Source organism: Cytobacillus sp. Bva_UNVM-123 (assembly GCF_046351715.2).
GTDB lineage: Bacteria > Bacillota > Bacilli > Bacillales > Cytobacillaceae > Cytobacillus.
The window spans coordinates 2,194,289-2,218,329 of sequence record NZ_CM177772.1; the positions used below are offsets into that span (position 1 = coordinate 2,194,289).

25 protein-coding genes and 2 pseudogenes are annotated in these 24,041 nt (G+C 35.9%); 19 read left to right on the forward strand and 8 right to left on the reverse strand.

Going from position 1 to position 24,041, the window contains the following annotated elements; genetic code table 11:
- Positions 1–266 precede the first annotated feature (266 nt).
- The 8 genes from KDN24_RS10790 to mutL all read left to right on the forward strand — a co-directional run bounded on the left by KDN24_RS10790 (position 267) and on the right by mutL (position 11,322).
- On the forward strand, positions 267–2,003 hold the full coding sequence (locus KDN24_RS10790; RefSeq protein WP_409974863.1) for a 2-oxoacid:acceptor oxidoreductase subunit alpha: 1,737 nt from the start codon (positions 267–269) through the stop codon (positions 2,001–2,003).
- Positions 2,004–2,870: a 2-oxoacid:ferredoxin oxidoreductase subunit beta gene (locus KDN24_RS10795; protein WP_409974864.1), complete on the forward strand. Its 867-nt coding sequence runs from the start codon at positions 2,004–2,006 to the stop codon at positions 2,868–2,870.
- A 253-nt stretch (positions 2,871–3,123) separates the two neighbouring features.
- A complete protein-coding gene (gene miaB / locus KDN24_RS10800; protein WP_409974865.1) occupies positions 3,124–4,668 on the forward strand; it encodes a tRNA (N6-isopentenyl adenosine(37)-C2)-methylthiotransferase MiaB in 1,545 nt (514 codons plus the stop codon).
- Between the two features lies 1 nt (position 4,669).
- On the forward strand, positions 4,670–5,101 hold the full coding sequence (locus KDN24_RS10805) for a YlbF/YmcA family competence regulator (protein WP_409974866.1): 432 nt from the start codon (positions 4,670–4,672) through the stop codon (positions 5,099–5,101).
- A 276-nt stretch (positions 5,102–5,377) separates the two neighbouring features.
- Positions 5,378–5,926 carry an outer spore coat protein CotE gene (cotE, locus tag KDN24_RS10810; protein ID WP_409974867.1) on the forward strand — a complete coding sequence of 183 codons (549 nt, stop codon included), beginning with the start codon at positions 5,378–5,380 and terminating at the stop codon, positions 5,924–5,926.
- 130 nt (positions 5,927–6,056) lie between these two features.
- Positions 6,057–6,659 carry a LysE family translocator gene (locus tag KDN24_RS10815; RefSeq protein ID WP_409974901.1) on the forward strand — a complete coding sequence of 201 codons (603 nt, stop codon included), beginning with the start codon at positions 6,057–6,059 and terminating at the stop codon, positions 6,657–6,659.
- A gap of 153 nt (positions 6,660–6,812) precedes the next feature.
- On the forward strand, positions 6,813–9,398 hold the full coding sequence (mutS, locus tag KDN24_RS10820) for a DNA mismatch repair protein MutS (protein ID WP_409974868.1): 2,586 nt from the start codon (positions 6,813–6,815) through the stop codon (positions 9,396–9,398).
- A 52-nt stretch (positions 9,399–9,450) separates the two neighbouring features.
- The gene (gene mutL / locus KDN24_RS10825; RefSeq protein WP_409974869.1) at positions 9,451–11,322 is read left to right on the forward strand and encodes a DNA mismatch repair endonuclease MutL; all 1,872 of its coding nucleotides are present in this window, start codon (positions 9,451–9,453) and stop codon (positions 11,320–11,322) included.
- A 38-nt stretch (positions 11,323–11,360) separates the two neighbouring features.
- Here mutL and KDN24_RS10830 read toward each other — a convergent pair whose 3' ends face one another.
- The gene (locus KDN24_RS10830) at positions 11,361–11,630 is read right to left on the reverse strand and encodes a tyrosine-type recombinase/integrase (protein WP_409974870.1); all 270 of its coding nucleotides are present in this window, start codon (positions 11,628–11,630) and stop codon (positions 11,361–11,363) included.
- Positions 11,631–11,719: 89 nt separating this feature from the next.
- On the opposite strand from KDN24_RS10830, the gene KDN24_RS10835 reads away from it, so the two are divergent.
- The 3 genes from KDN24_RS10835 (at position 11,720) to KDN24_RS10845 (ending at position 12,984) form a co-directional block, all read left to right on the forward strand.
- A complete protein-coding gene (locus KDN24_RS10835; protein WP_409974871.1) occupies positions 11,720–11,929 on the forward strand; it encodes a hypothetical protein in 210 nt (69 codons plus the stop codon).
- Positions 11,930–12,299: 370 nt separating this feature from the next.
- Entirely contained in the window at positions 12,300–12,824 is a 525-nt protein-coding gene (locus tag KDN24_RS10840; protein WP_486303962.1) for an MT-A70 family methyltransferase, read from the forward strand.
- A gap of 28 nt (positions 12,825–12,852) precedes the next feature.
- Positions 12,853–12,984 carry a hypothetical protein gene (locus KDN24_RS10845; RefSeq protein ID WP_409974872.1) on the forward strand — a complete coding sequence of 44 codons (132 nt, stop codon included), beginning with the start codon at positions 12,853–12,855 and terminating at the stop codon, positions 12,982–12,984.
- A gap of 408 nt (positions 12,985–13,392) precedes the next feature.
- Here KDN24_RS10845 and KDN24_RS10850 read toward each other — a convergent pair whose 3' ends face one another.
- The 6 genes from KDN24_RS10850 to KDN24_RS10875 form a co-directional block, all read right to left on the reverse strand.
- Entirely contained in the window at positions 13,393–13,578 is a 186-nt protein-coding gene (locus KDN24_RS10850; protein WP_409974873.1) for a hypothetical protein, read from the reverse strand.
- A gap of 145 nt (positions 13,579–13,723) precedes the next feature.
- Positions 13,724–14,146 (reverse strand): VOC family protein, encoded by a 423-nt coding sequence (locus KDN24_RS10855; RefSeq protein ID WP_409974874.1) that lies wholly within the window; start codon positions 14,144–14,146, stop codon positions 13,724–13,726.
- A gap of 165 nt (positions 14,147–14,311) precedes the next feature.
- Positions 14,312–14,764: a hypothetical protein gene (locus KDN24_RS10860; RefSeq protein WP_409974875.1), complete on the reverse strand. Its 453-nt coding sequence runs from the start codon at positions 14,762–14,764 to the stop codon at positions 14,312–14,314.
- A 274-nt stretch (positions 14,765–15,038) separates the two neighbouring features.
- Entirely contained in the window at positions 15,039–15,524 is a 486-nt protein-coding gene (locus KDN24_RS10865; RefSeq protein WP_409974876.1) for an FUSC family protein, read from the reverse strand.
- 116 nt (positions 15,525–15,640) lie between these two features.
- Entirely contained in the window at positions 15,641–16,033 is a 393-nt protein-coding gene (locus KDN24_RS10870) for a DUF1259 domain-containing protein (RefSeq protein WP_409974877.1), read from the reverse strand.
- A 311-nt stretch (positions 16,034–16,344) separates the two neighbouring features.
- Positions 16,345–16,479 carry a hypothetical protein gene (locus KDN24_RS10875; RefSeq protein WP_409974878.1) on the reverse strand — a complete coding sequence of 45 codons (135 nt, stop codon included), beginning with the start codon at positions 16,477–16,479 and terminating at the stop codon, positions 16,345–16,347.
- A 328-nt stretch (positions 16,480–16,807) separates the two neighbouring features.
- On the opposite strand from KDN24_RS10875, the gene KDN24_RS10880 reads away from it, so the two are divergent.
- The 3 genes and pseudogenes from KDN24_RS10880 to KDN24_RS10890 form a co-directional block, all read left to right on the forward strand.
- The gene (locus KDN24_RS10880; protein ID WP_409974879.1) at positions 16,808–17,062 is read left to right on the forward strand and encodes a hemolysin XhlA family protein; all 255 of its coding nucleotides are present in this window, start codon (positions 16,808–16,810) and stop codon (positions 17,060–17,062) included.
- A 59-nt stretch (positions 17,063–17,121) separates the two neighbouring features.
- Positions 17,122–17,448, forward strand: a pseudogene (locus KDN24_RS10885) (glycoside hydrolase family 73 protein); the annotation flags it as partial.
- An 87-nt stretch (positions 17,449–17,535) separates the two neighbouring features.
- Positions 17,536–18,072: pseudogene (locus tag KDN24_RS10890) on the forward strand (N-acetylmuramoyl-L-alanine amidase family protein); the annotation flags it as partial.
- Between the two features lie 322 nt (positions 18,073–18,394).
- On the opposite strand, the gene mreBH reads toward KDN24_RS10890, so the two are convergent.
- Positions 18,395–19,402: a rod-share determining protein MreBH gene (mreBH, locus tag KDN24_RS10895; protein WP_409974881.1), complete on the reverse strand. Its 1,008-nt coding sequence runs from the start codon at positions 19,400–19,402 to the stop codon at positions 18,395–18,397.
- Positions 19,403–19,770: 368 nt separating this feature from the next.
- Here mreBH and miaA point away from each other — a divergent pair, with 368 nt between their 5' ends.
- The 5 genes from miaA (at position 19,771) to spoVK (ending at position 24,027) form a co-directional block, all read left to right on the forward strand.
- On the forward strand, positions 19,771–20,733 hold the full coding sequence (gene miaA / locus KDN24_RS10900) for a tRNA (adenosine(37)-N6)-dimethylallyltransferase MiaA (RefSeq protein WP_409974882.1): 963 nt from the start codon (positions 19,771–19,773) through the stop codon (positions 20,731–20,733).
- A 29-nt stretch (positions 20,734–20,762) separates the two neighbouring features.
- Positions 20,763–20,996, forward strand: coding sequence for an RNA chaperone Hfq (gene hfq / locus KDN24_RS10905; protein ID WP_409974883.1), 234 nt, complete (start codon positions 20,763–20,765; stop codon positions 20,994–20,996).
- A gap of 415 nt (positions 20,997–21,411) precedes the next feature.
- On the forward strand, positions 21,412–21,666 hold the full coding sequence (locus KDN24_RS10910; protein ID WP_409970504.1) for a hypothetical protein: 255 nt from the start codon (positions 21,412–21,414) through the stop codon (positions 21,664–21,666).
- A complete protein-coding gene (gene ltrA, locus KDN24_RS10915; RefSeq protein ID WP_491348469.1) occupies positions 21,608–22,870 on the forward strand; it encodes a group II intron reverse transcriptase/maturase in 1,263 nt (420 codons plus the stop codon). The genes KDN24_RS10910 and ltrA overlap by 59 nt, the downstream gene beginning before the upstream one ends.
- Before the next feature lie 209 nt (positions 22,871–23,079).
- The gene (spoVK, locus tag KDN24_RS10920; protein WP_409970524.1) at positions 23,080–24,027 is read left to right on the forward strand and encodes a stage V sporulation protein K; all 948 of its coding nucleotides are present in this window, start codon (positions 23,080–23,082) and stop codon (positions 24,025–24,027) included.
- Positions 24,028–24,041: the final 14 nt, after the last annotated feature.

The following is a 24,041-nucleotide window of genomic DNA, read 5'->3' on the forward strand; positions in this document are numbered from 1 at the left end:
CCTGCTTGCTTACATACGCAAGCAGGTTGTTTTTTTGGATAAAAATCAATTTAAAGATATAATTTTAATATAAAATAAAATTATTCATATTTTAGACAAAATTAGGCTCAAAGGGTTGCTTTTTTTAAGACTTAGGTCTAGAATTGAAAGCGTTTAGTACCCATTCAAAACATAGTATAGTATTTACCACTAGGTTGAAGAAGTACTTAATAATTTTTTGAAAACGTTTTTACATATTTTTTAACGTATCCAAAGGGGTGTACGAAATGATCAATCAACTTTCATGGAAAGTTGGCGGGCAACAAGGGGAAGGTATAGAAAGTACTGGAGAGATATTTTCAATCGCATTGAATCGTCTAGGCTATTACTTGTATGGTTACCGCCATTTCTCATCACGTATTAAGGGTGGTCATACTAATAACAAGATTCGTGTGAGCACTACACAAGTTCGTTCTATTTCAGACGATCTTGATATTTTGGTAGCATTTGATCAAGAGACGATCGATTTAAACTACAAAGAGCTACATGAAAAAGGAATTATCATTGCAGACGCAAAGTTTAATCCTACAAAGCCTGAAGATACAAAGGCAGCATTATATGCAGTTCCATTTACAGAAATGGCAGCTGAACTAGGAACATCCCTAATGAAAAACATGGTTGCGGTTGGAGCAACTTGTGCAGTACTAAACTTAGATATTAATGTATTTGAAGAAGTAGTACAAGAGATTTTTGGAAGAAAAGGCCAACAAGTTGTTGATAAAAATATGGAAGCCATTAAAGCTGGCTTTGACTTCATGAAAGATAATCTTAGCGAAACGACAGAGTTAATGGAATTAGAAAAAGCAGATGGCAAAAAACGTTTATTTATGATCGGAAACGATGCCATTGCCCTTGGAGCACTTGCAGGAGGTTGTCGCTTTATGGCGGCTTATCCAATCACACCTGCTTCTGAAATTATGGAATATTTAATTCAAAAACTTCCTCCTCTTGGTGGAGCTGTCATTCAAACGGAAGATGAGATTGCCGCTGTTACAATGGCAATTGGTGCAAACTATGGTGGTGTACGTACTATAACTGCTTCTGCAGGTCCTGGACTTTCATTAAAAATGGAAGCGATTGGATTATCTGGCATGACGGAGATTCCTTTAGTAATTGTTGATACTCAACGTGGGGGACCATCTACAGGTCTACCAACAAAGCAAGAGCAATCTGATTTAATGGCAATGATTTATGGTACACATGGGGAAATTCCGAAGATTGTTATGGCTCCAAGTACTGTACAAGAAGCTTTCTATGATACTGCGGAAGCGTTTAATCTTGCTGAAGAATACCAATGTCCTGTTATTATCCTTTCAGACTTACAGCTTTCTTTAGGTAAACAAACAGTTGAACCGTTAGAATTTGATAAAATTGAAATTCGCAGAGGGAAGCTGCTTACTGAAGAATTACCAGAAATCGAAAACAATGGCTATTTTAAACGCTATGAAGTAACTGAAGATGGAATATCTCCACGAGTTATTCCAGGTATGAAACATGGGATTCACCATGTTACAGGTGTTGAGCATGATGAGACTGGAAAGCCATCTGAATCAGCTCTTAACCGTAAAGCACAAATGGATAAGCGTTTCCGTAAAGTCGAAAATATTAAATTTGATACACCTGTTTATAAAAATGCTCCACATGAAGAAGCAGATTTATTAATTGTCGGCTTCAATTCAACTCGTGGAGTCATTGAAGAGGCTATAGGCCGTTTAGAAAAAGATGGTTTAAAAGTGAATCATGCACATATTCGTTTAATCCATCCATTCCCGACTGATGAAATGTTGCCGCTCGTTAAATCTGCGAAGAAGATCGTTGTGATTGAAAACAATGCAACTGGGCAACTGGCAAATATTATGTTGATGAACGTCGGAAATCAAGAAAAAACTCATAAGCTATTAAAGTACGACGGAAATCCATTCTTGCCACATGAAATTCATACAAGATGCAAGGAGTTGTTCTAAATGGCAACATTTAAAGATTTTCGAAATAATGTAAAACCCAACTGGTGCCCTGGATGCGGAGATTTCTCTGTACAAGCAGCTATCCAGCGTGCTGCAGCTAATGTAGGGCTTGAGCCACATAATTTAGCAGTTATTTCAGGAATCGGATGTTCAGGACGTATTTCTGGTTATATAAATTCTTATGGTTTACATGGTATTCATGGCCGTTCTTTGCCAATCGCACAAGGTGTTAAGATGGCTAACCGTGATTTAACAGTTATCGCTTCCGGTGGTGACGGAGATGGTTACGCTATTGGGATGAGCCATACTATCCATTCGATTCGTCGTAATGTAAATATTACGTATATTGTAATGGATAATCAAATTTATGGATTAACAAAAGGACAAACATCACCAAGATCTGCTGCGGGCTTTAAAACAAAATCTACACCTGAAGGATCAGTTGAACAGGCTATTTCACCTATGGAAATGGCATTAACTGCTGGTGCAACTTTTGTAGCTCAAAGCTTTTCTACAGATTTAAAAGACTTAACTTCATTAATAGAAGCTGGGATTAAGCATGATGGCTTCTCATTGATTAACGTTTTTAGCCCATGTGTTACGTATAATAAAGTAAACACATATGACTGGTTTAAAGAAAATTTAACGAAATTAAGTGAGATTGAAGGCTATAATTCCTCAGATCGTGAAATGGCTATGCAAACGCTAATGAAGCATAATGGTCTAGTAACTGGTTTAATTTATCAAAATACTGAACGTAAATCTTATCAAGAGTTATTGAAAGGCTATTCAGAAACTCCTCTAACTGAGGCAGATTTGAATTTAGAGCAAGAGCATTTTGATAAATTAGTAGCAGAATTTATGTAATGTATTGTTTAATTCGAGAGAGACAATAGAAAAAATAGAAGTCTGGGGAAATGTTCCACAGACTTCTATTTTTTTTCAAATACTGTGACTGTCATCACGTCAAATGGACGGAGAATTTTTATACTATTATCATGGGATATTAATTGCCTGAAACTTGTTAAACATGGGTTTTCTATTGTTTTCAGACGATAAAAACTATATACTATACTAATGTGTGTATGTTTTTGTAGAGACCGTGAAAGGAGTTAAAAATATGAATGAAAAACAACGTATAGAAGGACAACAAGTGCAAACGGTTAATCCATCGGACAAAAAATCCGAGAAGGATTACAGTAAGTACTTTGAGGCAGTATATACCCCACCATCCTTAAAAGAAGCAAAGAAACGCGGAAAAGAAGAAGTGAAATATCATAAAGACTTTGATATTCCGGAAGAATTTCTTGAAATGGGAAGAGGCCGTAAATTTTACATCCGAACTTATGGGTGTCAGATGAATGAACATGACACTGAAGTAATGGCTGGGATTTTCCTTGGGCTTGGTTACGAACCGACAGATACAGTTGAGGATGCAAATGTCATTTTATTAAATACTTGTGCAATCCGTGAAAATGCTGAAAATAAAGTTTTTGGAGAACTTGGCCATTTAAAACATTTAAAAACGGCAAGGCCTGATTTATTATTAGGTGTTTGCGGATGTATGTCTCAGGAAGAATCGGTTGTCAATAAAATTTTGAAAACATATAATCATGTAGATATGATTTTCGGGACGCATAATATCCACCGTCTTCCAAATATTTTGCATGAGGCATATATGTCAAAAGAAATGGTTGTTGAAGTCTGGTCTAAAGAAGGTGACGTAATTGAGAACCTTCCTAAAGTTCGGAGAGGTAATATTAAAGCATGGGTTAACATTATGTACGGCTGTGATAAGTTTTGCACATACTGTATTGTCCCATATACAAGAGGAAAAGAGCGTAGCCGCAGACCAGATGACATCATTCAAGAAGTAAGACAGCTTGCTGCACAAGGTTATCAAGAAATTACTCTTCTTGGTCAAAATGTGAATGCATATGGAAAAGACTTTGAAGATATCCAATATGGCTTAGGTGATTTGATGGAGGAAATTCGAAAAATCGATATCCCTCGTATCCGTTTTACAACTAGCCACCCTCGTGATTTCGATGACAGATTGATTGAGGTATTAGCTACAGGTGGAAATCTTGTAGAACATATTCACTTGCCAGTTCAATCTGGTTCAACTGAAGTGTTAAAAATTATGGCACGTAAATATACTAGAGAGCAATATTTAGAGCTTGTTCGTAAGATTAAGGAAGCTATTCCGGGTGTGACTTTTACAACTGATATTATCGTTGGATACCCAAATGAGACAGAAGAACAATTCGAAGAGACATTATCTTTGTATCGTGAAGTTGGATATGAATCTGCATATACGTTCATCTATTCACCTCGCGAGGGAACACCAGCAGCAAAAATGGTGGATAATGTTCCGATGGAAGTGAAAAAGGAACGATTACAGCGATTAAATGCGGTTGTTAATGAGCTTTCAGCTAAAGCAATGAAAACCTATCAAGGTAAAATCGTTAATGTACTTGTTGAAGGAGAAAGTAAAAATAATCCTGATGTATTAGCCGGTTACACAGAAAAAAATAAACTAGTTAATTTTACAGGACCAAAAACCGCAATTGGGAAAATTGTAAAGGTGAAAATCACTGATGCGAAGACATGGTCGTTAAACGGAGAAATGGTTGAAGAACTTGACGTTGTTGAGGTGGAGTAGAATGGCAAAGTTTACGAAAGATGAAATTGTTGCTCGTGCAAATGAACTAGCTCAAATGATTGCAGAGACGGAAGAAGTGGACTTTTTTAAACGTGCAGAAGCACAAATAAATGAAAATGAAAAAGTTCGAGCAACAATCTCTAACATTAAAGGATTGCAGAAGCAAGCAGTGAATTTGCAGCATTTTGGAAAAAAAGAAGCTTTGAAAAAAACAGAGGATAAAATTACTGCACTTGAAACAGAATTAGATGAACTTCCGATTGTCCAAGAATTTAAGCAATCTCAGATTGAGGTTAATGAATTGCTGCAACTCGTTGCAAATACAATCTCAAATAAAGTCACAGATGAAATAATCACTTCAACAGGTGGTAATTTATTAAGTGGAGAAACAGGCTCTCAAATTAAAAATAGTGACTGTTCCCATCATCACTAAATAGCCATTAAGTGTCTCAACTTGATGCGCCACTTTGTTAGATTTTCTTAACTGAATGAATGTTTATGAATTTTCCTTTCAAAAAACCTTGAGCATAAAAGCTCGAGGTTTTTTTACTTTAATTTTAGAAAATAATGGGTGATAGCACATCTGTTAAGAGGAAACATATGATGAATTATGCCAATACTTTTACCTAACATTCATCAAGAAATATCGCACACTAGTCTAATATCTCGCATAGGATGAAATGAAAATGAATGAGGAGGTTCGCTCGCAATGGGAGAATATAGAGAGATTATAACGAAAGCGGTCGTAGCGAAAGGACGTAAATTTACACAGTCCAACCATACGATTAGCCCAAAACATAATCCGACAAGCATACTCGGTTGCTGGATTATAAACCATAAGTACGAAGCGAAAAAGGTCAATAAAACAGTCGAAATAACCGGCTACTATGACATTAATGTTTGGTATTCATTTAATGATAATACAAAAACGGAAGTCGTTACCGAACGTGTTGAATATAAAGATGTCATTAGATTAAAATACCGTGACCCTGATTGTTTTGATGACAATGAAGTTGTCGCTCGCGTCCTGCAACAGCCTAACTGCTGTGAATGTGTAATCTCCCCTAATGGCACAAAAATCATCGTCCATGTGGAAAGGGAATTCCTTGTTGAAGTTATCGGTGAAACGAAAGTTTGTGTTGCCGTACACCCTGATAGATGCGAATGTGATGATGATGATGAAATTTGGGGATTGGACGTCGATGATGAAGAGTTTGAGGAAATAAATCCAAATTTTAGTGAAAGTGTAGAAAAGTAATGAACTAGGAGGGTTTTACTTCCTAGTTTTTCTTTTTAAAATATTCTAAATATTATATAATAAGAAAAAGTTTTATTTGTAACGATGATAGGGGAGATAAAATGTGGAAAATTATTTGCTTTTCTTGTTCATGGCATTTATGCTTATTATTTTACCAGGTCCAGATACGGCTGTTATAACGAAAAATACGATTTCCAAAGGGAAATTAGCTGGATTTAATACAACCTTTGGGACATTGACTGCATTGCTAATCCATACACTAGGAGCGGTTTTCGGTCTTTCTGCACTCATTGTTAAGTCTGCATTTCTGTTTTCAATTCTAAAATATATTGGAGCAGTTTATCTCATTTACTTAGGATTGAAATCAATTCTAGTTATTATCAAAAAACAGCAAAAGTTGACGGAAAAATCGAGTTTACATAATCAATATGATGGAGAATCGAACTTTCGCCAAGGGTTTTTAACAAATCTTCTTAATCCGAAAGTAGCTGTTTTCTTTTTAACATTTTTACCTCAATTTGCTGGAAAGGGCAATCATCACGCTTTTTCAGAATTTCTTGTACTAGGGTTCACTTATACTGTTTTAACTTTGATTTGGTTCTGCTTTTATATTTATTTAATTCATTATGTGAGTGAATTTATGAAGAAGCCAACTACGATAAAAGCTGTAGAGGGAATGACAGGAGCCATTCTTATTATATTTGGAATTAAGCTGGCTTTTGAGAAGGTTTAACGATAGGAGAGAAGAATATGCTCAATTGATAAGCAGCTTTCAGTTTTGAGAGCTGTTTTTGTTTTTCTTGATAAATGGAATATAGTAGATATATGCTATAATATAGTGGGTACTTTCTATGAAGAATAAGATTTTGATAGGTTGGAGGATAATATGGCAGCTTATACGCCAATGATACAGCAATATTTAAGAGTAAAGGCAGATTATACGGATGCCTTTTTATTTTTTCGTCTTGGAGATTTTTATGAAATGTTTTTTGAAGATGCCATTAAAGCATCACAGGAATTAGAGATTACTTTAACGAGTAGAGAGGGTGGCTCAGAGGACCGTATCCCGATGTGTGGGGTTCCATATCATTCCGCTGCTCAATATATTGAGCAGTTGATTGCTCGTGGCTATAAGGTGGCAATTTGTGAGCAAACAGAAGACCCTAAGCAAGCGAAAGGGGTTGTCCGTCGAGAAGTCGTTCAGTTAATTACTCCTGGAACGATGATGGAAGGAAAAGTTCTTCAGGAAAAAGAGAATAATTATATTGCTTCCATTTCACATTTTGAAGATGACACATTTGGGTTTGCTTACAATGATCTTTCAACTGGTGAAACAAAGGTGACACTTATTAGTACAAGCTTTGAAGAGGTGTTAAACGAGTTATCTATTTTAGGTGCTAAGGAATTAATTTTAGCTTCTAGCTTTAATAGTGAATGGCAAAGGAAAATTAATGAGCGTTCTATATTGACGCTATCTTTTGAAGACGATAGTAAGCAATTGGAACAGTATCGTCCACTATTAGTAGATATTAATCAAGATAAATTGCAGCATACGGTTTCAAGATTATTTAACTACTTATTTCGCACTCAGAAACGAAGCTTAGACCATTTGCAAAAAGTAACGACATATGAGACGAATCAATATATGAAAATTGATTTCTTCTCGAAACGAAATCTTGAGTTGACGGAAACGATTCGTTCAAAAGGAAAAAAAGGCTCTCTACTTTGGCTCCTTGATGAAACGAAAACAGCAATGGGAGGCAGACTTTTAAAGCAATGGATAGAGCGCCCACTTGTTAATGAAAAGGAAATTAATCGACGTCAAAGCTTAGTTGAAATTTTTATTTCTTCCTATTTTGAACGAGTAGAATTAAGAGAAAAACTAAAGGAAGTATATGATCTTGAAAGACTTGCTGGGCGAGTAGCATTTGGGAATGTAAATGCACGTGACTTAGTCCAGCTAAAGCGCTCCTTACAACAAATACCATTATTACAAAACCAATTAAAGCTTCTTCAAACCTTAGAAATTGAACAGCTTGTTGAAGGAATCGATCCGTGTGGGGAAGTAGCTGCTCTATTAGAGAAGGCAATCGTTGAAAACCCTCCCATCTCCCTTAAAGATGGCAATATGATTAATGATGGGTATAATGAAGAACTCGATAAATATCGAGATGCTACAAGGAATGGAAAAACATGGATTGCAATGCTGGAAAAACAAGAACGGGAAAAAACAGGGATTAAATCATTGAAGGTCGGCTATAATCGTGTATTCGGCTACTATATTGAAGTAACAAGAGCGAATTTACATCTACTTACAGAAGGTCAATATGAAAGAAAACAAACATTAACAAATGCAGAAAGATTTATAACCCCTGAATTAAAGGAAAAAGAATCACTTATTCTCGCTGCAGAAGAAAAAAGCATCGATTTAGAATATGAAATCTTTACTTCGATCCGCGAGCAAGTGAAGGAATATATTCCAAGATTACAAGCGTTAGCGAAATCAATTAGTGAATTAGATGTTCTTCTTTCCTTTGCGACAGTTAGTGAAGAAAGGCAATATGTAAAGCCTGTTTTTTCAAAAGATCGTCGAATTGTTATTAAAGATGGAAGACATCCAGTCGTTGAAAAAGTAATGAATACACAAGAATACGTTCCAAATGATTGTGATATGGATAATGAAAGAGAAATACTCCTTGTGACAGGGCCTAATATGTCTGGGAAGAGTACATATATGAGGCAAATTGCTTTGACAGCTATTTTAGCGCAAATTGGCTGTTACGTACCAGCAAGAGAGGCAATTCTTCCTTTGTTTGATAAGGTATTTACGAGAATTGGGGCGGCTGATGATTTAATTTCAGGTCAAAGTACATTTATGGTTGAAATGCTTGAAGCTCGGAATGCAATTGTGAACGCAACCCAAAATAGCCTTATTTTATTTGATGAAATTGGCAGAGGTACATCAACATATGATGGAATGGCATTGGCACAAGCGATTATTGAATATATTCATGATCGAATCGGAGCAAAAACACTGTTTTCTACTCATTATCATGAATTAACTATTTTAGAATCACAGCTTTTAAAAGTGAAAAACATTCATGTACGTGCACTAGAGCAAAATGGCAAAGTTGTGTTTTTACACAAAATTAAAGAGGGTGCTGCTGATAAAAGCTATGGGATTCATGTAGCCCAACTTGCTGAATTACCTCATGAGCTTATTATTAGAGCGAATGAAATTTTGAACCGGCTTGAACAAAAAGATGATGCGCCTGAAAAAATAGTGACGGAGTCAGCTCAACCATCTGACCAACTCTCTTTCTTTACTGAACCTATTGAAGTGAAGGAGCCAGTATTAAGTTCGAAGGAAAAAAGAATGATTGAGAAAGTGAAATCACTAGATATATTAGAAATGACCCCTATCCAGGCTTTAAATATTCTTTATGATCTTCATAAAAAACTAAAGAATTAACTGTATTCATGGAAAAGGAGATCTTAATAATACGATGGGTGGTGAATAACACGTGCGTAAAATAATTCAACTAGATGATGCCTTATCAAATAAAATAGCGGCAGGGGAAGTTGTTGAAAGACCTGCTTCAGTCGTAAAAGAGCTTGTGGAAAATTCAATTGATGCGGGTAGTACGATTATTGATATTGAAGTAGAGGAAGCAGGATTAACAAAAATCAGAATTGTTGATAATGGTGAAGGAATAGATGAGGACGATGTTCTCACTGCATTTCAGCGGCATGCAACAAGCAAAATAAAAGATGAAACTGATCTTTTCCGTATTCGGACGCTCGGATTTCGTGGAGAAGCCTTGCCTAGTATTGCCTCAGTCTCAAAGATTGAACTAAAAACAAGCACTGGTGAGATTGGCACTCGTATTGTTGTAGAAGGTGGAAAAGTTGAATCCCTTGAAAAAGATACGGCAAGAAGAGGAACGGATTTAACTGTATCAGACTTATTCTACAATACCCCAGCTCGTTTGAAATATATGAAAACAATCCACACAGAGCTTGGAAATATTTCTGATGTCGTAAATCGGCTTGCGCTTGCTCACCCTGAGGTTTCGATTCGTCTCATTCATAATGAACGTAAGCTTCTGCATACGAACGGGAATGGCGATGTCCGCCAAGTATTAGCAGCAATTTACGGAATGAATATCGTCAAAAAAATGATCCCGATTGAAGCGAAATCCCTTGATTTTCAGCTCTTCGGTTTTGCTGCTTTACCTGAGGTTACAAGAGCCTCAAGAAATTATATATCGACGATGATAAATGGCCGATTTATTAAAAACTATGCACTCGCGAAAGCGATTCAAGAAGGCTATCATACACTGTTACCAATTGGACGTTATCCGATTGTATTATTAAATATTGAAATGGACCCGCTACTTGTCGATGTAAATGTTCATCCTGCGAAAATGGAAGTTCGATTAAGCAAAGAGAGCGAATTAAATGTACTAGTAACAGAAACTTTAAAAAGAGTTTTTAAGGCACAGCAATTAATCCCAACTGAGAACTTACAGCCTAAACCAGTTCAACAAAAGCCAGTTCAGACTTATCTTGAATTGGATCATGTGATTGAAAAGGGGGATTCTCAGAAAGCTAGCACAAAATGGTCTGATTCTCTTCCAGCGTTTACAAATAGTACTTTCTCATTTGCGGAGACGAAAAATCCTTCTTTACAAGATGAAGCAGAAAAAATAAATGAACAAATTCAAGAAGAATCAATGAAATTTCCTCAAAAGGAGGAACAGAGTTACCATATCGAACATGTATTAGAAGAAACAGCCCATTTTGAACAATGTCGGGTCCCGCCATTATATCCAATTGGGCAAATGCATGGTACTTATATTTTCGCTCAAAATGAAAAAGGGCTTTACATCATTGATCAACACGCAGCTCAAGAGCGAATTAAGTATGAATATTTTAAAGAAAAAGTCAGCTATATAGAAAGCGAGCTTCAAGAAATGCTTATCCCTCTAACATTTGAGTATTCTACTGATGATTATATTAAAATTGAAGAATACAAAAATGAACTAGAGAAAGTCGGTGTTTTCCTTGAGCCATTTGGCCACAATAGCTATATTATCCGCTCGCATCCACAATGGTTGCCAAAAGGTGAGGAGCAGGAAATCATCGAAGATATGATCGAACAACTTCTTTCTATGAAACGAGTAGATATTAGAAAGTTAAGAGAAGAAGCTGCCATTATGATGAGCTGCAAAGCTTCCATTAAAGCAAATCGCCACCTAAGAAATGATGAGATTCAAGCGTTGCTTGATGAGCTTAGACAAACATCTGACCCATTTACATGTCCACATGGACGACCGATTATTATTCATTATTCAGCGTATGATATGGAAAAGATGTTTAAACGTGTACAGTAGATGGGTTTCGAGGGTAACTATAATGGTCTTGCCCACCGTTATAAATTACTAAGATAAGCTTCGAATTTTAAAACGCTCGCTTCTTCGTGTTTTTTTGTAATATGTAGATAAACATCTGCAGTCATATTAATCGTAGAATGTCCTAAGCGATCGCTTACTGTTTTGATATCTACACCACTTTCTAATAACAAAATTGCGTGAGTGTGACGCAACCCGTGTGGAGTAATGTGGTGTAGATTTGTCTTTTTCAGAATGGAATCAATTACCTTGTTTACTCCGAAAAGTCCATTTCTGCTCCATTGGGGCATTTGACCATAAATTCATTGTGTTGGTAACGTTCCCCGTATTTCATCTGATTTTTTTCTGCAAACAAGTAATAGATATCGGATTAAGGATGATGAAACCACACGAATTATATGCAGCCCAAGGATTTCCAAAAAATTATCTGTTCCAATATTATCCTAATGGGAAAAAGATTCGACATGATGAGCAAATAAAACGAGTAGGAAATTCATTTCCACCTGATTTACCCGATGCCTTGGTTCGAGCGAATCTGCCAGAAATGTATGTTGAGTATAACAGATATAAACCAGCAGTTTCTTATTAAACAAAAGAGTAAAGGAAGTTACTACACAAAAAAAGAGCCTTTTTAGGCTCAGAAGCAAACTGGTTAGGCAAAGGATATTCGGTTCGATTTATTATTTACATCTCATAATCGGCAGCTTTTATTACTTCAACTTTTTTATCAGCATGAGCAAGTGAGGAAATACCAAAAATAAGTGCAGAAGTTAAAAATGCTGTAGCAATCCATTTTTTCATTTTTTCACCTCCATTTGTATGTATTAGTTAGGATATTAACACAATGAATAAAGTAATAACGTCGAAATATGAAAAATCAGATAATTTTTTTAGCAAATAGTTATGTTGATAAGGAGTGAAGCAAAATAACACCATTTCCTAATCGAAAATATCAAATTATATATGCTGATCCACCATGGCATTATAGGCAATCAGGCAGTACTAAAAATAGCAGGGGTATGGCAAAACAACACTACGACACTATGTCGACAGATGATACTTGCGAGCTGCCAATTAGAGACATAGCAACTGACACCTCCATCTGTTTTATGTGGGCAATGTTCCCGAATGTTGATCAAGCTTTAAAAGTCCTAAAGGCATGGGGCTTTGAGTATAAGACTGCTGCATTCGTGTGGATTAAGAAAAACAAGAAAAATACTGATTCAAATTTTGGGGGCATGGGAGCTTATACACGAGCCAGTGCAGAAGTTTGTTTACTAGGTATCAGTAAAGACACTAAAGCTAAACAGCATGTCAAAAACAATGGGGTACATCAGATTATTGAAATTCCTATAGAAAGACATAGCCAAAAACCAGCTATTGTCTGTGAAAGAATAATTGAATTACTTGGAGATGTGCCTCGTATTGAATTATTCGCTAGGCAAAAAATAGATAGCTGGGATTTCTGGGGGAATGAAGTTTAAACAATAAGCCAGTTAAAGGATGATTCTAATGAATATCGAAACTGAAATCTTAAATAATGAAGTCCTTAAAAGAGTAAAAAATTTACTAGAAACACAAACGATTAAAGGTATTGAGAAGTTTGGGGATTGGCTAAGGAGTGGCAAGATGTTTTTTTACTAGAAGGTGACCATGAGCCTGTTGAAATTATTTTAGAAAGAATAGAAAAGAACGGAACTCTGTGGAGCATTAAGGAAAAAGAGTACAAAGGGTAGTTAAAATAACAAGTTTTGCTAAAAACCCGAGCATTGATTTCAGCTCCTTTTGAAATTAAGTTTTTTATTAACCTAATCATAAAGGTTTATTATTTCTTCAATATATATTTATTGTTAATTTATTGTTAATTAGTATGAGTATGTTTGGAAAAATAGTGGATTCAGGAGGAGGGAAAAAGGATAAAACTATTAATCAGGAAAATTATAATATCTAGAAAAGAGAATTGAGGCTTAAGCAAGTGAGGATGATATACGAGAAGATTTGTGTAAAACAAAGTTAGTTGCAGAGAATAAGAACATATGGTAGCTTAGTTGCTTATTTATTTTTCGTTTTAAGTTTATTGGCAAGAGGACTATTGGCTATTAGAGTACCTAATACTATAACGGTAAAATTTATCCCAACAAGTATCCAATCAATATTTTCACCAGTTACAGTATAAATAATGAATATAGTTGCAGCTACAACTAGAAAAGAAGAGGATAGACGTTTAATTAACTGCATGTATAACACCACCATAAAAAAATTAACAATATTAATCTTACTTTAATACAAAGGGAATTTTTTGTAAACAAAAGGTAGGTTTTACTAAATAATGGATACACAATGTGTACAAAAGCTGGCATTCACCAGCTTGTATTATCACAAACTATTCTATGGTATCCCATTGAGGATTCCAAACTACTTCCCAAAGGTGACCATCTGGGTCTTGAAAGTGGCCTGAGTATCCGCCCCAAAAAGTTTCGTGAGCTGGATCAGTTATAGTTGCACCAGCTTGTTTAGCTTGTTCCATGACTAAATCGACTTCGGCTTTACTATTAACATTGTGCCCTAATGTAAATTCAGTTGGACTTGGCTTAGACAAAGCAACATTTGTCTCATATGCAATGTCTTTACGATTCCAAATGGCTAGTTTTAATCCTAGCTGTAGTTCAAAAAAGGCAACAGCACCATGTTCAAATTCTTGCCCAACTATCCCTTCAGTAGGGAGCCCAAGACCATCACGATAAAAATGTAGTGATTTTTCTAAATTATCTACACCTAAAGTAATAACTGTTACACGTGGTTTCATCAAATGGAACCTCCAATTAATTTTAAAAAGATTATATCATCCAGTTGCTGTGAAAGAAATAAAGCACTTGAAAAGCAAGTGAAGTAATAAAAAGCCCCTACTCAATTAGTCGAGTAAGGGTGAATTCCTTGTGATTTTCAATTTATGATGAACGAATATCCTTTTTTATTGTTTTTCAATCACAGTTGATGTGATTTCGGGCATACCTAAATTATTTTTTCCTTTAAATGTTCCATAAATCTTGACAATGTCTCCTTCTTGATATTCTTCATCTTCTAGTATATCGACAATTGAGTAAATACCAAAACCATCCCCTTGATTAGTGGTTAAATTAAAAGTCTTAAAGGGACCAGTTTCCGAAATTACACTTACTTCTCCTTCAGCAAAAACCTTTTTATTTTCTTCAGCTGCTGGATCATTCAACTCTACAAAGTTGGCTTGAACAGCCTCGCTTTTAAGTTTTTCATTCAGTTCTTCTTGTGTAGCTTCCACTTTATTCGTTTCCTCATTCTTGCTATCTTCTTGAGTGGGCTCCTCTTTCTTTTGTTTAGTAGTTTCTTCTGAACTACATCCAAATAAAAACATAGTGCTCAGAAAAACAAACAGTAACTTTTTCAAAACTATACCTCCTAAGAAAATATTTACTATTTAATTTTACCAATAATGGAAGAGTTCTGGAAGGGGTTAAGTTCAAAAAGAATTAGAAGGGGATGTAAGAAGAAAGCAAGTGCTATGTTGGATGAGTTAATAAATAGAAGTAAATGTTGAATACAAAAGGCATTCATTGTACCACACCCCAAAAATCAGATTTTACTCTAACTTTTGAAGTGCAGTACACTTTCAAGTCGGGTGAAGCTATTGGACATGTTGAACTTTAAGATGAACAAAAAAATTATTGTTTTTTTCGTGAGATTAGACGAGACCACGTCACTTGGATTATCGCTACAATGGCAACGCCAATAAGTGTATCAATCATTCTATCCATGGCATAGTGTTTTTCTTTATGTCCAAGAGCAAAGACAAACAATATTGTGAGGGCAACTTGATGAACGACAACTTTGTCGAATTTTAAAAATTTAGTAATAAAACATCCAAATAATATTATTAATCCTAAAGTACCTCCATTTACAGGTATAAAGCTGGCAACTAGTACGGTAATAAATATACCAATAACAGTTCCGGTTACACGTTGAATAGAAATTTTGACGGTTTTGCTGTTTGTTGATTGCTGGCAAAGTATAACGGATATAGGGGCTAAGTAGGGATGTTCAGAGCCAAATAGTTTTGCCAATTCCCAAGATAATGCAGTGCCGATTGCTATTTTCCAAATTAGTTCGGAAAAATGATCATTTGAAATAGTAAAATTCTTAGTCTTCATTTTTGCACCTCGGTTAAAATACAGCATTCTTTTTAGTTATTTGTCAATATAGGTATTTTATGTATAAAAAAATGAGCCTTTAAGGCTCAGAAGCAAACCGATTAGCAATAAGAGAATTACATATGATTTATTGCTCTAAAAGCCTTTGCAACTTTTTGGACAAAGTTCAATGGTGGTTCAACTGATTGAAAATGAACATATAAAATATTTGGATTAGTGAATATCCAATGGTTATGAATTGCACTAACGATAAGATGATTTCTTACTAGAACATTTACAAAAGGAAAAATCTCTTTTTCAAGAAGGACAACCTCGCCAAGATTAAGTGTACTACCATCTCGATCCATAGATTCAAAGGTCACGCCCGCATGTAACTCAGCACGACTTGGACGCCCTTGTATGGTAACCTGAAGATTACGAGTTAATCCAATTGAACAAACACCATGTTCCACACTCGCTTTTCCATTAAGAATTTGAGCGCATTGTTGACAAAGATGATGAAATTCCAAATAATAGACACCTCTTCATTTTTTTATAGTTTATGAGATATGGTCGGAGTTTAGAACAGGATGTGATTGCAATTGTTTATACCAAAAAAGGTTGAATTAATCAGCAGCAAGGATGATAAGAGGAATCATTTCGAGGATGATCGTGAAAAATTATGTAAAGTTAAGGTGCTGATTGGTGTTCAATAATTGCCTAAAAGACTAAAAAAGGGAATTTTATCAAATATGGTTTATCCTCTATCATAACAATAGAAAATGCCACTAATAAGTGGCAAAAATATGCTTAAGTATAAAAGTTTTTTTCTTGCTATTTTTTAGTATTCACACATCCAGACACCGCCAACCCAATAACACTTCGGCCCAGCAGGTTTAATATCAGATGCAGCAGATGCTGATGTTGCCCCGAAAAGTGCTGCAGCAAAAAGAAGAATACCTATTCTTTTTTTCATCCTCATCACCTCCTCAATATGTATTTTATAGTAAATTATGGTAATTAATAACTATTTAATTGATAATTGTGAATGTTTACTTAATATATTCATTGATATTTATGAAATGACAAAACCATTCCCCATTTCTAACGACAATCATACAAACAAAAGATTCAAGCAAAGAATATACTAGCTTAAACATTACTTTATGGATCATTCAATTTTTAGGACAGGCATATGAGTGCTTGAAAATGTCAAATTGATTGCTAATGCCAAAAATAATTTGTGACTTGTTGACATGAAAATTAAAATTTATAAATCGAATACGTTTTTTGGGAGGGTAGAAATGGATGATATTAATAAATTAGAGGAGAAATTGGATGATATTAAAGATAGACTCATTGTCATAGAAACAAAAATGGAAATGATAAAAGGGGTTGAGAAGGATGCGAATGAAGCGTTACAAAGTAGTAAAGGTGCGCATAAAAGACTTGATAAATTAGAAAGTAATCATACATGGTTATGGCGTACCGTAATAGCTACACTATTAGTTGGTGCAATAAATCTTTTTATACAGTATATAAAATCTGGAGGATTGTAAAATGGAGGTGACATAAAATGAGCTTTATTGAAGATATTTCTTTTTTGGCTATTAAATATATGAAACAGGAAGGAATTCTTGCCTCATTAACAATTGCTCAAGCTATTTTAGAAAGCAATTCTGGTAAATCTGAATTAGCAGTTAAAGCAAATAATTTATTTGGGATAAAAGCGATCGCAAGTTGGACAGGGGCTATTTATAAAAAAATGACAACAGAATTTGTCAAAGGTAAGGAACTGAAAGTGCTTGCTACCTTTTGTAAATTTCAAAATATCGAAGAATGCTTTGAATATAGGAGCAAAGTTTTTTTAAAGCGTGATAGATATAAACGGATATGGGGAGTTACTGATTATAGGGAGGCAGCTAGAATCATCTATGAGTGTGGTTATGCAACAGATCCTAATTATCCCCAGAGGCTGATTGAACTCATTGAAAGGAATGAACTTTATAAATATGACAAGGAGGAAGTAGGAATGGTCAAAATATTTATTGATCCAGGGCATGGCGGATCAGATTCTGGTAGTAATGGAAATGGTTTAAAAGAAAAAGATATAACTTTATCAATATCATTAAAAATTCGTGATTTTTTACAGAATTATGAGAATGTCCAAATAAAACTTAGTCGCGAGAAGGACGAGACAATCAGCCTTGCGCAAAGGACAAATCTTGCTAATGCATGGGGAGCTAATTTCTTATTATCTGTGCATATTAATGCAGGAGGCGGTACTGGGTATGAGGACTATATTTATCTAACTGCAAACAATTTGACTCAATCATATCAGAACATTTTGCATGGTGAAATAATTAAAGTATTGGATTTGAGAGACAGAGGTAAAAAAAGAGCTGATTTTCACATGCTGCGTGAGTCTAACATGCCTGCTTTTTTATCAGAAAATGGTTTTATTGATCATACATCTGATTCAGCAAAGCTTAAGCAAATTAGCTATATAGAGAAAATAGCAGAAGGTCATGTAAATGGTATTGCCAAAGCATTTGGTTTAAAGAAAAAAGAAGGAGGAAGCAATGTGGAAGAACAAAAATTGACTGAAAGTCAGGAGAAAATTAGACAGGAAGCCATGCGCTTAGGAATTACGGACGGAAAAAATCCATTTCGCGAAGTCAATCAATTTTATACATGGGCCGTAACCGTCCCTTTAGCAAAAAGAATAGAAGAGCTCGAAAAGAAAATAAAATCCCTTGAAGATCGTTAATTTTCCTACATTCCAACTCTCCTTTCAAAAGTTATATAGATAAATGCTTCCTTTTACCTAAAAATAGAATCATAAATTGAAAACGAGGGGCTACCGCACACCTCGTTTTGCTATGCTGATTTTACTTTAATGCGGTTTGCAGCTTTCCAATATATTTCAACGCCTGACCTGTTCCGATTGCAACTGATTCAAGAGGATTCGGTGCTAAATGTACAGGTACGAAAATTTCAGTTGAAATCCAATCTTGTAAGCCATTGATTAGAGCGCCACCACCACTTAAAATAACTCCTCTATCAACGATATCTCCGCTTAATTCTGCTGGACTATCCTCTAATGTTGAACGAATAGCTTCAAGGATTTGTAATAATGATTCTTTCATCGCATTTCGAATTTGATACGAGGACAAATTGATGGTTTTTGGAAGGCCAGTAACAAGATCACGGCCACGAACATCCATTTTCAATTCAGTGTGGTCAATGAGAGCATAGCCGATTTCTATCTTAATTTGCTCGGCTGTTCTTTCTCCAATTAACACATTAAACTCTTTGCGTACGAATTGAATAATATCATCGTCAAGCTTGTCTCCACCAATCCGGATGGAATGGCACGCAACTACTCCACCATATGAAATAATCGCAACTTCTGTGGAACCACCACCTATATCTACGATTACATTAGCAATCGGCTCATCAACAGGCAAGCCTGCGCCAATGGCAGCGGCAACAGGTTCTTCGATTAAATGAACTTGTTTTGCACCAGCATTACGGACTGCATCATGAATGGCTCGTCTTTCTACACTTGTAGAACCTGATGAAGTACAAATGACAACATTCGGTTTTCTAAAAGAAATATTTGCTTTTTTCGTTGCTTTTCCCATTACATATCGCAGCATTTCTGTTGTTGTTTGGTAATCCGCAATTACGCCGTCTTTCAGTGGACGGATAGCAACGATTGTACCAGGTGTTTTTCCGATCATTTCTTTAGCTTCTTTTCCTACAGCAAGCACCTTTTGAGTGACTGTATCTATGGCTACAACAGATGGCTCATTAAAAGTTATGCCTTTATTTTTGCAATAAACTAGAATATTTGCTGTTCCAAGATCAATTCCTATTTCAGAATTTGACATCATGTTCTCTCACCTAATTCCCTTTAATTCATACTCATTTATAATCTTCTAACACGTTAACATGATTATGGGGGCTAATCCGAATTGTTATCAAAACGTTAATAAACTGTAATGATTTTTGAAAAATAATCCAATAAACTTTATTTAAAATGGGACAATAGTATGTATTAAATGGATGAATTTGAATAGGTTATTGAAATTCTGTTAATAATGCTTAAATGTTGGATCATACACTAAATTTTTATAGCAGATTAACGAATGAAGCTCCCTATAAATTGAAGTTTCACTTTATAATGGCTATTCGCTGAAAGTAATTCCACTTTATGATAGGATAGAGGGGAAGTATCCGCAGAAAAGGCAGTGAGTACAGTTTGAAAAATAAAGAAAAGCTGGTGGTGCTAATAGGTCCTACTGCGGTAGGAAAAACGAAATTAAGTATTGAACTAGCAAAGAAGTTTAATGGTGAGATCATAAGTGGAGATTCGATGCAAGTCTATAAAGGAATGGATATTGGTACGGCGAAAATCAAATCGAATGAAATGAAGGGCATTCCCCATCATTTAATCGATATTAAAGAACCTGAAGAATCATTTTCCGTTGCTGAGTTTCAAGAACTTGTTAGAATGAAAATTTCTGAAATTAATCAACGTAAGAAATTGCCCATTATTGTTGGTGGGACTGGATTATATATTCAATCTGTTATTTATGATTACCAATTTTCCGAAGCACCTTCTGATGAAGATTTTCGACGAAAACTCGAAAAAAGGGTTGAAATAGAAGGTAATGAGAAATTACACTTAGAGCTGCAGCAAATTGATTTTGAGAGTGCGGAAAGAATTCATCCGAATAATATTCGTAGAGTCATTCGAGCTTTAGAAGTTTATCATTGTACTGGCAAAACGATGAGCGAACTTCAGAAAAATCAACATCCGGAGTTAGTTTATGATGCTTCAGTGATAGGATTGACGATGGATAGAGAAGCATTATACAAACGAATTAATATGCGAGTAGACATCATGCTTGAAGAGGGATTAATATTTGAGGTTGAGAAATTTTATAAACGTGGTCTGAGGAATTGTCAATCAATTCAAGCAATCGGATATAAGGAACTGTACGATTATTTTGATAATCGCTCAACCCTTGCAGAAGCCATTGAACAATTAAAGCAAAATTCTAGGCGTTATGCAAAGAGACAATTAACTTGGTTTCGAAATAAAATGACGGTTAATTGGTATGACATGTCGAAAGTAGACGAATCAACCATATTTGAAAAAAAACTTGCGGAAATTTCAGCACATATTGAAGGAAAGCTAAAAATAAAATCGAATACATAAGTAGTAGAGATAAAAGAGGAGGATTTAGAATGAGAACTTCAATTAATATTCAAGACCAATTTCTTAACCAGCTTCGTAAGGATAATACAAACGTAACTGTGTTTCTGTTGAATGGATTCCAAATTAGAGGTCAAATTAAGGGATTCGATAATTTTACCGTTCTTTTTGAATCAGAAGGAAAGCAGCAGCTTGTGTATAAACATGCGATCTCTACTTTTGCTCCACAGCGAAATGTTCAATTAGACCTTGATGCTCAAGCTTAATGGTTAGTTTGATTTATATAGAATGATGTTAACCCGCTCTTTTTTAGGAGCGGGTTATTTCGTGCGCCCAGCATGGGTGCAATCTATAGGGTGAAAGTCCCGAACTGTGAAGGCAGAAGTAGCAGTAGCTTAACGCAAGGGTGTCTGTGGTGACGCAGAATCTGAAGGAAGCGGGCGGCAAACCTCCGGTCTGAGGAACACGAACTTCATATGAGGCTAGGTATCATTGGACGAGTTTGCGAAACAAAACAAAGTCCTTTCTGTCGAAGGTGATACAGAGTAAATGAAGCAGATAGGTGGAGGGAAAGATTGCACTCTTACCTGGGGAGGTCTGATGAGAACATGAAGTACCCTTCATAACCTACTTGGCGACAAGTAGCTGAATCATCAGAAGTCAGCAGAGGTCATAGTACAAATGGGTCTAGAACCATTTGGAAGGACTGAACAATTAAGAGAGAATAGCCCTTGGCATGCCGTTCTGGATGATGGAACACAGAAAACAGAGAAACCTCACATGATGAAGGTAGTGGTGAATCCCATGAGGTGCTTCATGGAGGGTGTAGTTCAGGCGGTTATAAGAAGACAAGTTATTCACGGAAAGGAACGAAATGGTGAAATTGAATCAAATTTTAGCACGACTGAATATGATACAAGCACTCAAGCGAGTTGAGGCGAATAAAGGAAGCCATGGAGTAGACATGATGCCCGTAAAATCCTTACGAGAGCACATCCTCGAAAATTGGGAATCCATTAAATCGCAGATTCTAGCGGGAACCTATGAACCGCAACCGGTGCGTCGTGTCGAAATCCCGAAACCAGACGGCGGTGTGCGTTTACTAGGTATCCCCACCGTGACAGACCGTTTGATTCAACAAGCTATATCGCAGATATTATCAGAGGAATATGATCCAATATTTTCGGATAATAGTTATGGATTTCGACCAAATCGGAGTGCCCATGACGCTGTCCGAAAAGCGAAAGGTTATTTGAAAGAAGGATATCGATGGGTTGTCGATATGGACTTAGAAAAGTTCTTTGACAAAGTCAATCATGACCGCTTAATGAGTACATTAGCAAAAAGAATTCAAGATAAGCCATTACTCAAACTCATCCGAAAATATCTCCAAGCCGGTGTCATGATAAATGGAGTGATTTCAAGTACAGAAGAAGGAACACCACAAGGTGGTCCACTCAGCCCGTTACTTTCAAACATCGTGTTAGATGAGCTCGATAAAGAATTAGAGAGACGAGGTCATAAATTCGTTCGGTACGCAGATGACTGTAATATTTACGTGAAAAGTAAACGTGCAGGCGAACGTACGATGGCAAGTGTACAGCGATTTATTGAAGGAAAACTACGACTTAAAGTAAATGAACAAAAGTCAGCAGTAGACCGACCGTGGAATCGGAAGTTCTTAGGGTTTAGTTTTACCTACCATAAAGAACCGAAGGTTCGTATTGCGAAAACAAGCCTACACCGAATGAAGAAAAAAATACGAGAAATTACCTCAAGAAAGATGCCATTTCCAATGGAATATCGCATTGAAAAACTAAATCAATATCTAACTGGCTGGTGTGGTTACTTCGCGCTCGCAGAGACACCAACAATATTTAAATCTTTAGACAGCTGGATTAAAAGAAGATTGCGAATGTGCCTTTGGAAGAATTGGAAGAGCCCACGAACAAGAGTCAGAAATCTCGCTCGCTTTAACATTCCTTATGGAAAAGCATATGAGTGGGGAAACAGTCGAAAAGGCTACTGGCGAATTTCAAATAGCCCCATATTACACAGAACCCTCGGCATTTCCTACTGGGAAAAGCAAGGGTTAAGAAGTCTGCAAGTTCGTTACGAATCTTTGCGTTACTCATCTTAATTGAACCGCCGTATACGGAACCGTACGTACGGTGGTGTGAGAGGTCGGGGGTTAATCACCCCCTCCTACTCGATTGTTTTGGAAAAACTTTAATGAAATCAACATAATTTGAATACATATAGAGTGAACCTTTTTTCAAAAAAATAGGCATTTGTCACAATCAGAACTTTCTTACGTATACTGTTCATGAGAACGAGAGGTGAATGCTTTTGGACCAACCGATCCGCTTAAAAAATAATGGACAAATAAGTATTGTCCTAAATTCGCAGAAACGAAAAACAGTCGAGAAAGAATTACCAGATTCTCATACCATTGAAAAAGAGATCCCTGCTGAACACGCAGCGCTGAAGGATATAGAAAATGAATTGAGCGCACTTATCGGGATGGAAGAAATGAAAAGAATGATTAAAGAAATATATGCCTGGATTTATGTGAATAAAAAACGTGAGGAATTAGGCCTTAAGGCAGGTAAGCAAGCATTGCATATGATGTTTAAAGGTAATCCAGGGACTGGAAAAACGACAGTCGCTCGCTTAATTGGCCAGCTTTTTCAAAAAATGAATGTTTTATCAAAAGGACATTTAATTGAAGCGGAACGAGCAGATCTTGTCGGAGAATATATTGGTCATACAGCACAAAAAACACGTGATTTAATAAAAAAAGCTATTGGCGGAATTTTATTTATTGATGAAGCGTATTCTCTAGGAAGAGGGGGAGAAAAGGACTTCGGAAAAGAGGCAATTGATACACTTGTAAAACATATGGAGGATAAGCAGCATGAGTTCATCCTTATATTAGCAGGATATTCAAGAGAAATGGATTACTTCTTATCATTAAATCCAGGTCTTCACTCAAGATTTCCACTCGTAATTGATTTTCCTGATTATTCAATTTCACAACTTATGGAGATTAGCGGGAAAATGCTGAAAGAAAAAGAGTATATATTAAGTCACGAAGCGGAGAGAAAGCTCCGTGAACACTTATTATGGGTCAAAACAGTGATCAATCCTCCGAGCTTTTCAAATGGTCGCTATATTAGAAATGTGCTAGAGAAGTCAATTCGTACCCAAGCCATGAGACTATTGATGCAAAATAACTTTGACCGCTACGAATTAATAACGATAAGAAGCAATGACCTCGTCTTTGAAGAGGATTAAGTGGTTGGTGTAGT

Bases quoted from the DNA above. Each gene is read 5' to 3' on its own strand.
- KDN24_RS10790 (WP_409974863.1), top strand. From the start codon at position 267: ATGATCAATCAACTTTCATGGAAAGTTGGCGGGCAACAAGGGGAAGGT.
- KDN24_RS10795 (WP_409974864.1), top strand. From the start codon at position 2,004: ATGGCAACATTTAAAGATTTTCGAAATAATGTAAAACCCAACTGGTGC.
- miaB (WP_409974865.1), top strand. From the start codon at position 3,124: ATGAATGAAAAACAACGTATAGAAGGACAACAAGTGCAAACGGTTAAT.
- KDN24_RS10805 (WP_409974866.1), top strand. From the start codon at position 4,670: ATGGCAAAGTTTACGAAAGATGAAATTGTTGCTCGTGCAAATGAACTA.
- cotE (WP_409974867.1), top strand. From the start codon at position 5,378: ATGGGAGAATATAGAGAGATTATAACGAAAGCGGTCGTAGCGAAAGGA.
- KDN24_RS10815 (WP_409974901.1), top strand. From the start codon at position 6,057: ATGGCATTTATGCTTATTATTTTACCAGGTCCAGATACGGCTGTTATA.
- mutS (WP_409974868.1), top strand. From the start codon at position 6,813: ATGGCAGCTTATACGCCAATGATACAGCAATATTTAAGAGTAAAGGCA.
- KDN24_RS10830 (WP_409974870.1), bottom strand. From the start codon at position 11,630: ATGCCCCAATGGAGCAGAAATGGACTTTTCGGAGTAAACAAGGTAATT.
- KDN24_RS10835 (WP_409974871.1), top strand. From the start codon at position 11,720: ATGAAACCACACGAATTATATGCAGCCCAAGGATTTCCAAAAAATTAT.
- KDN24_RS10845 (WP_409974872.1), top strand. From the start codon at position 12,853: ATGAATATCGAAACTGAAATCTTAAATAATGAAGTCCTTAAAAGAGTA.
- KDN24_RS10850 (WP_409974873.1), bottom strand. From the start codon at position 13,578: ATGCAGTTAATTAAACGTCTATCCTCTTCTTTTCTAGTTGTAGCTGCA.
- KDN24_RS10855 (WP_409974874.1), bottom strand. From the start codon at position 14,146: ATGAAACCACGTGTAACAGTTATTACTTTAGGTGTAGATAATTTAGAA.
- KDN24_RS10865 (WP_409974876.1), bottom strand. From the start codon at position 15,524: ATGAAGACTAAGAATTTTACTATTTCAAATGATCATTTTTCCGAACTA.
- KDN24_RS10875 (WP_409974878.1), bottom strand. From the start codon at position 16,479: ATGAAAAAAAGAATAGGTATTCTTCTTTTTGCTGCAGCACTTTTCGGG.
- KDN24_RS10880 (WP_409974879.1), top strand. From the start codon at position 16,808: ATGGATGATATTAATAAATTAGAGGAGAAATTGGATGATATTAAAGAT.
- mreBH (WP_409974881.1), bottom strand. From the start codon at position 19,402: ATGATGTCAAATTCTGAAATAGGAATTGATCTTGGAACAGCAAATATT.
- hfq (WP_409974883.1), top strand. From the start codon at position 20,763: ATGAGAACTTCAATTAATATTCAAGACCAATTTCTTAACCAGCTTCGT.
- KDN24_RS10910 (WP_409970504.1), top strand. From the start codon at position 21,412: ATGGGTCTAGAACCATTTGGAAGGACTGAACAATTAAGAGAGAATAGC.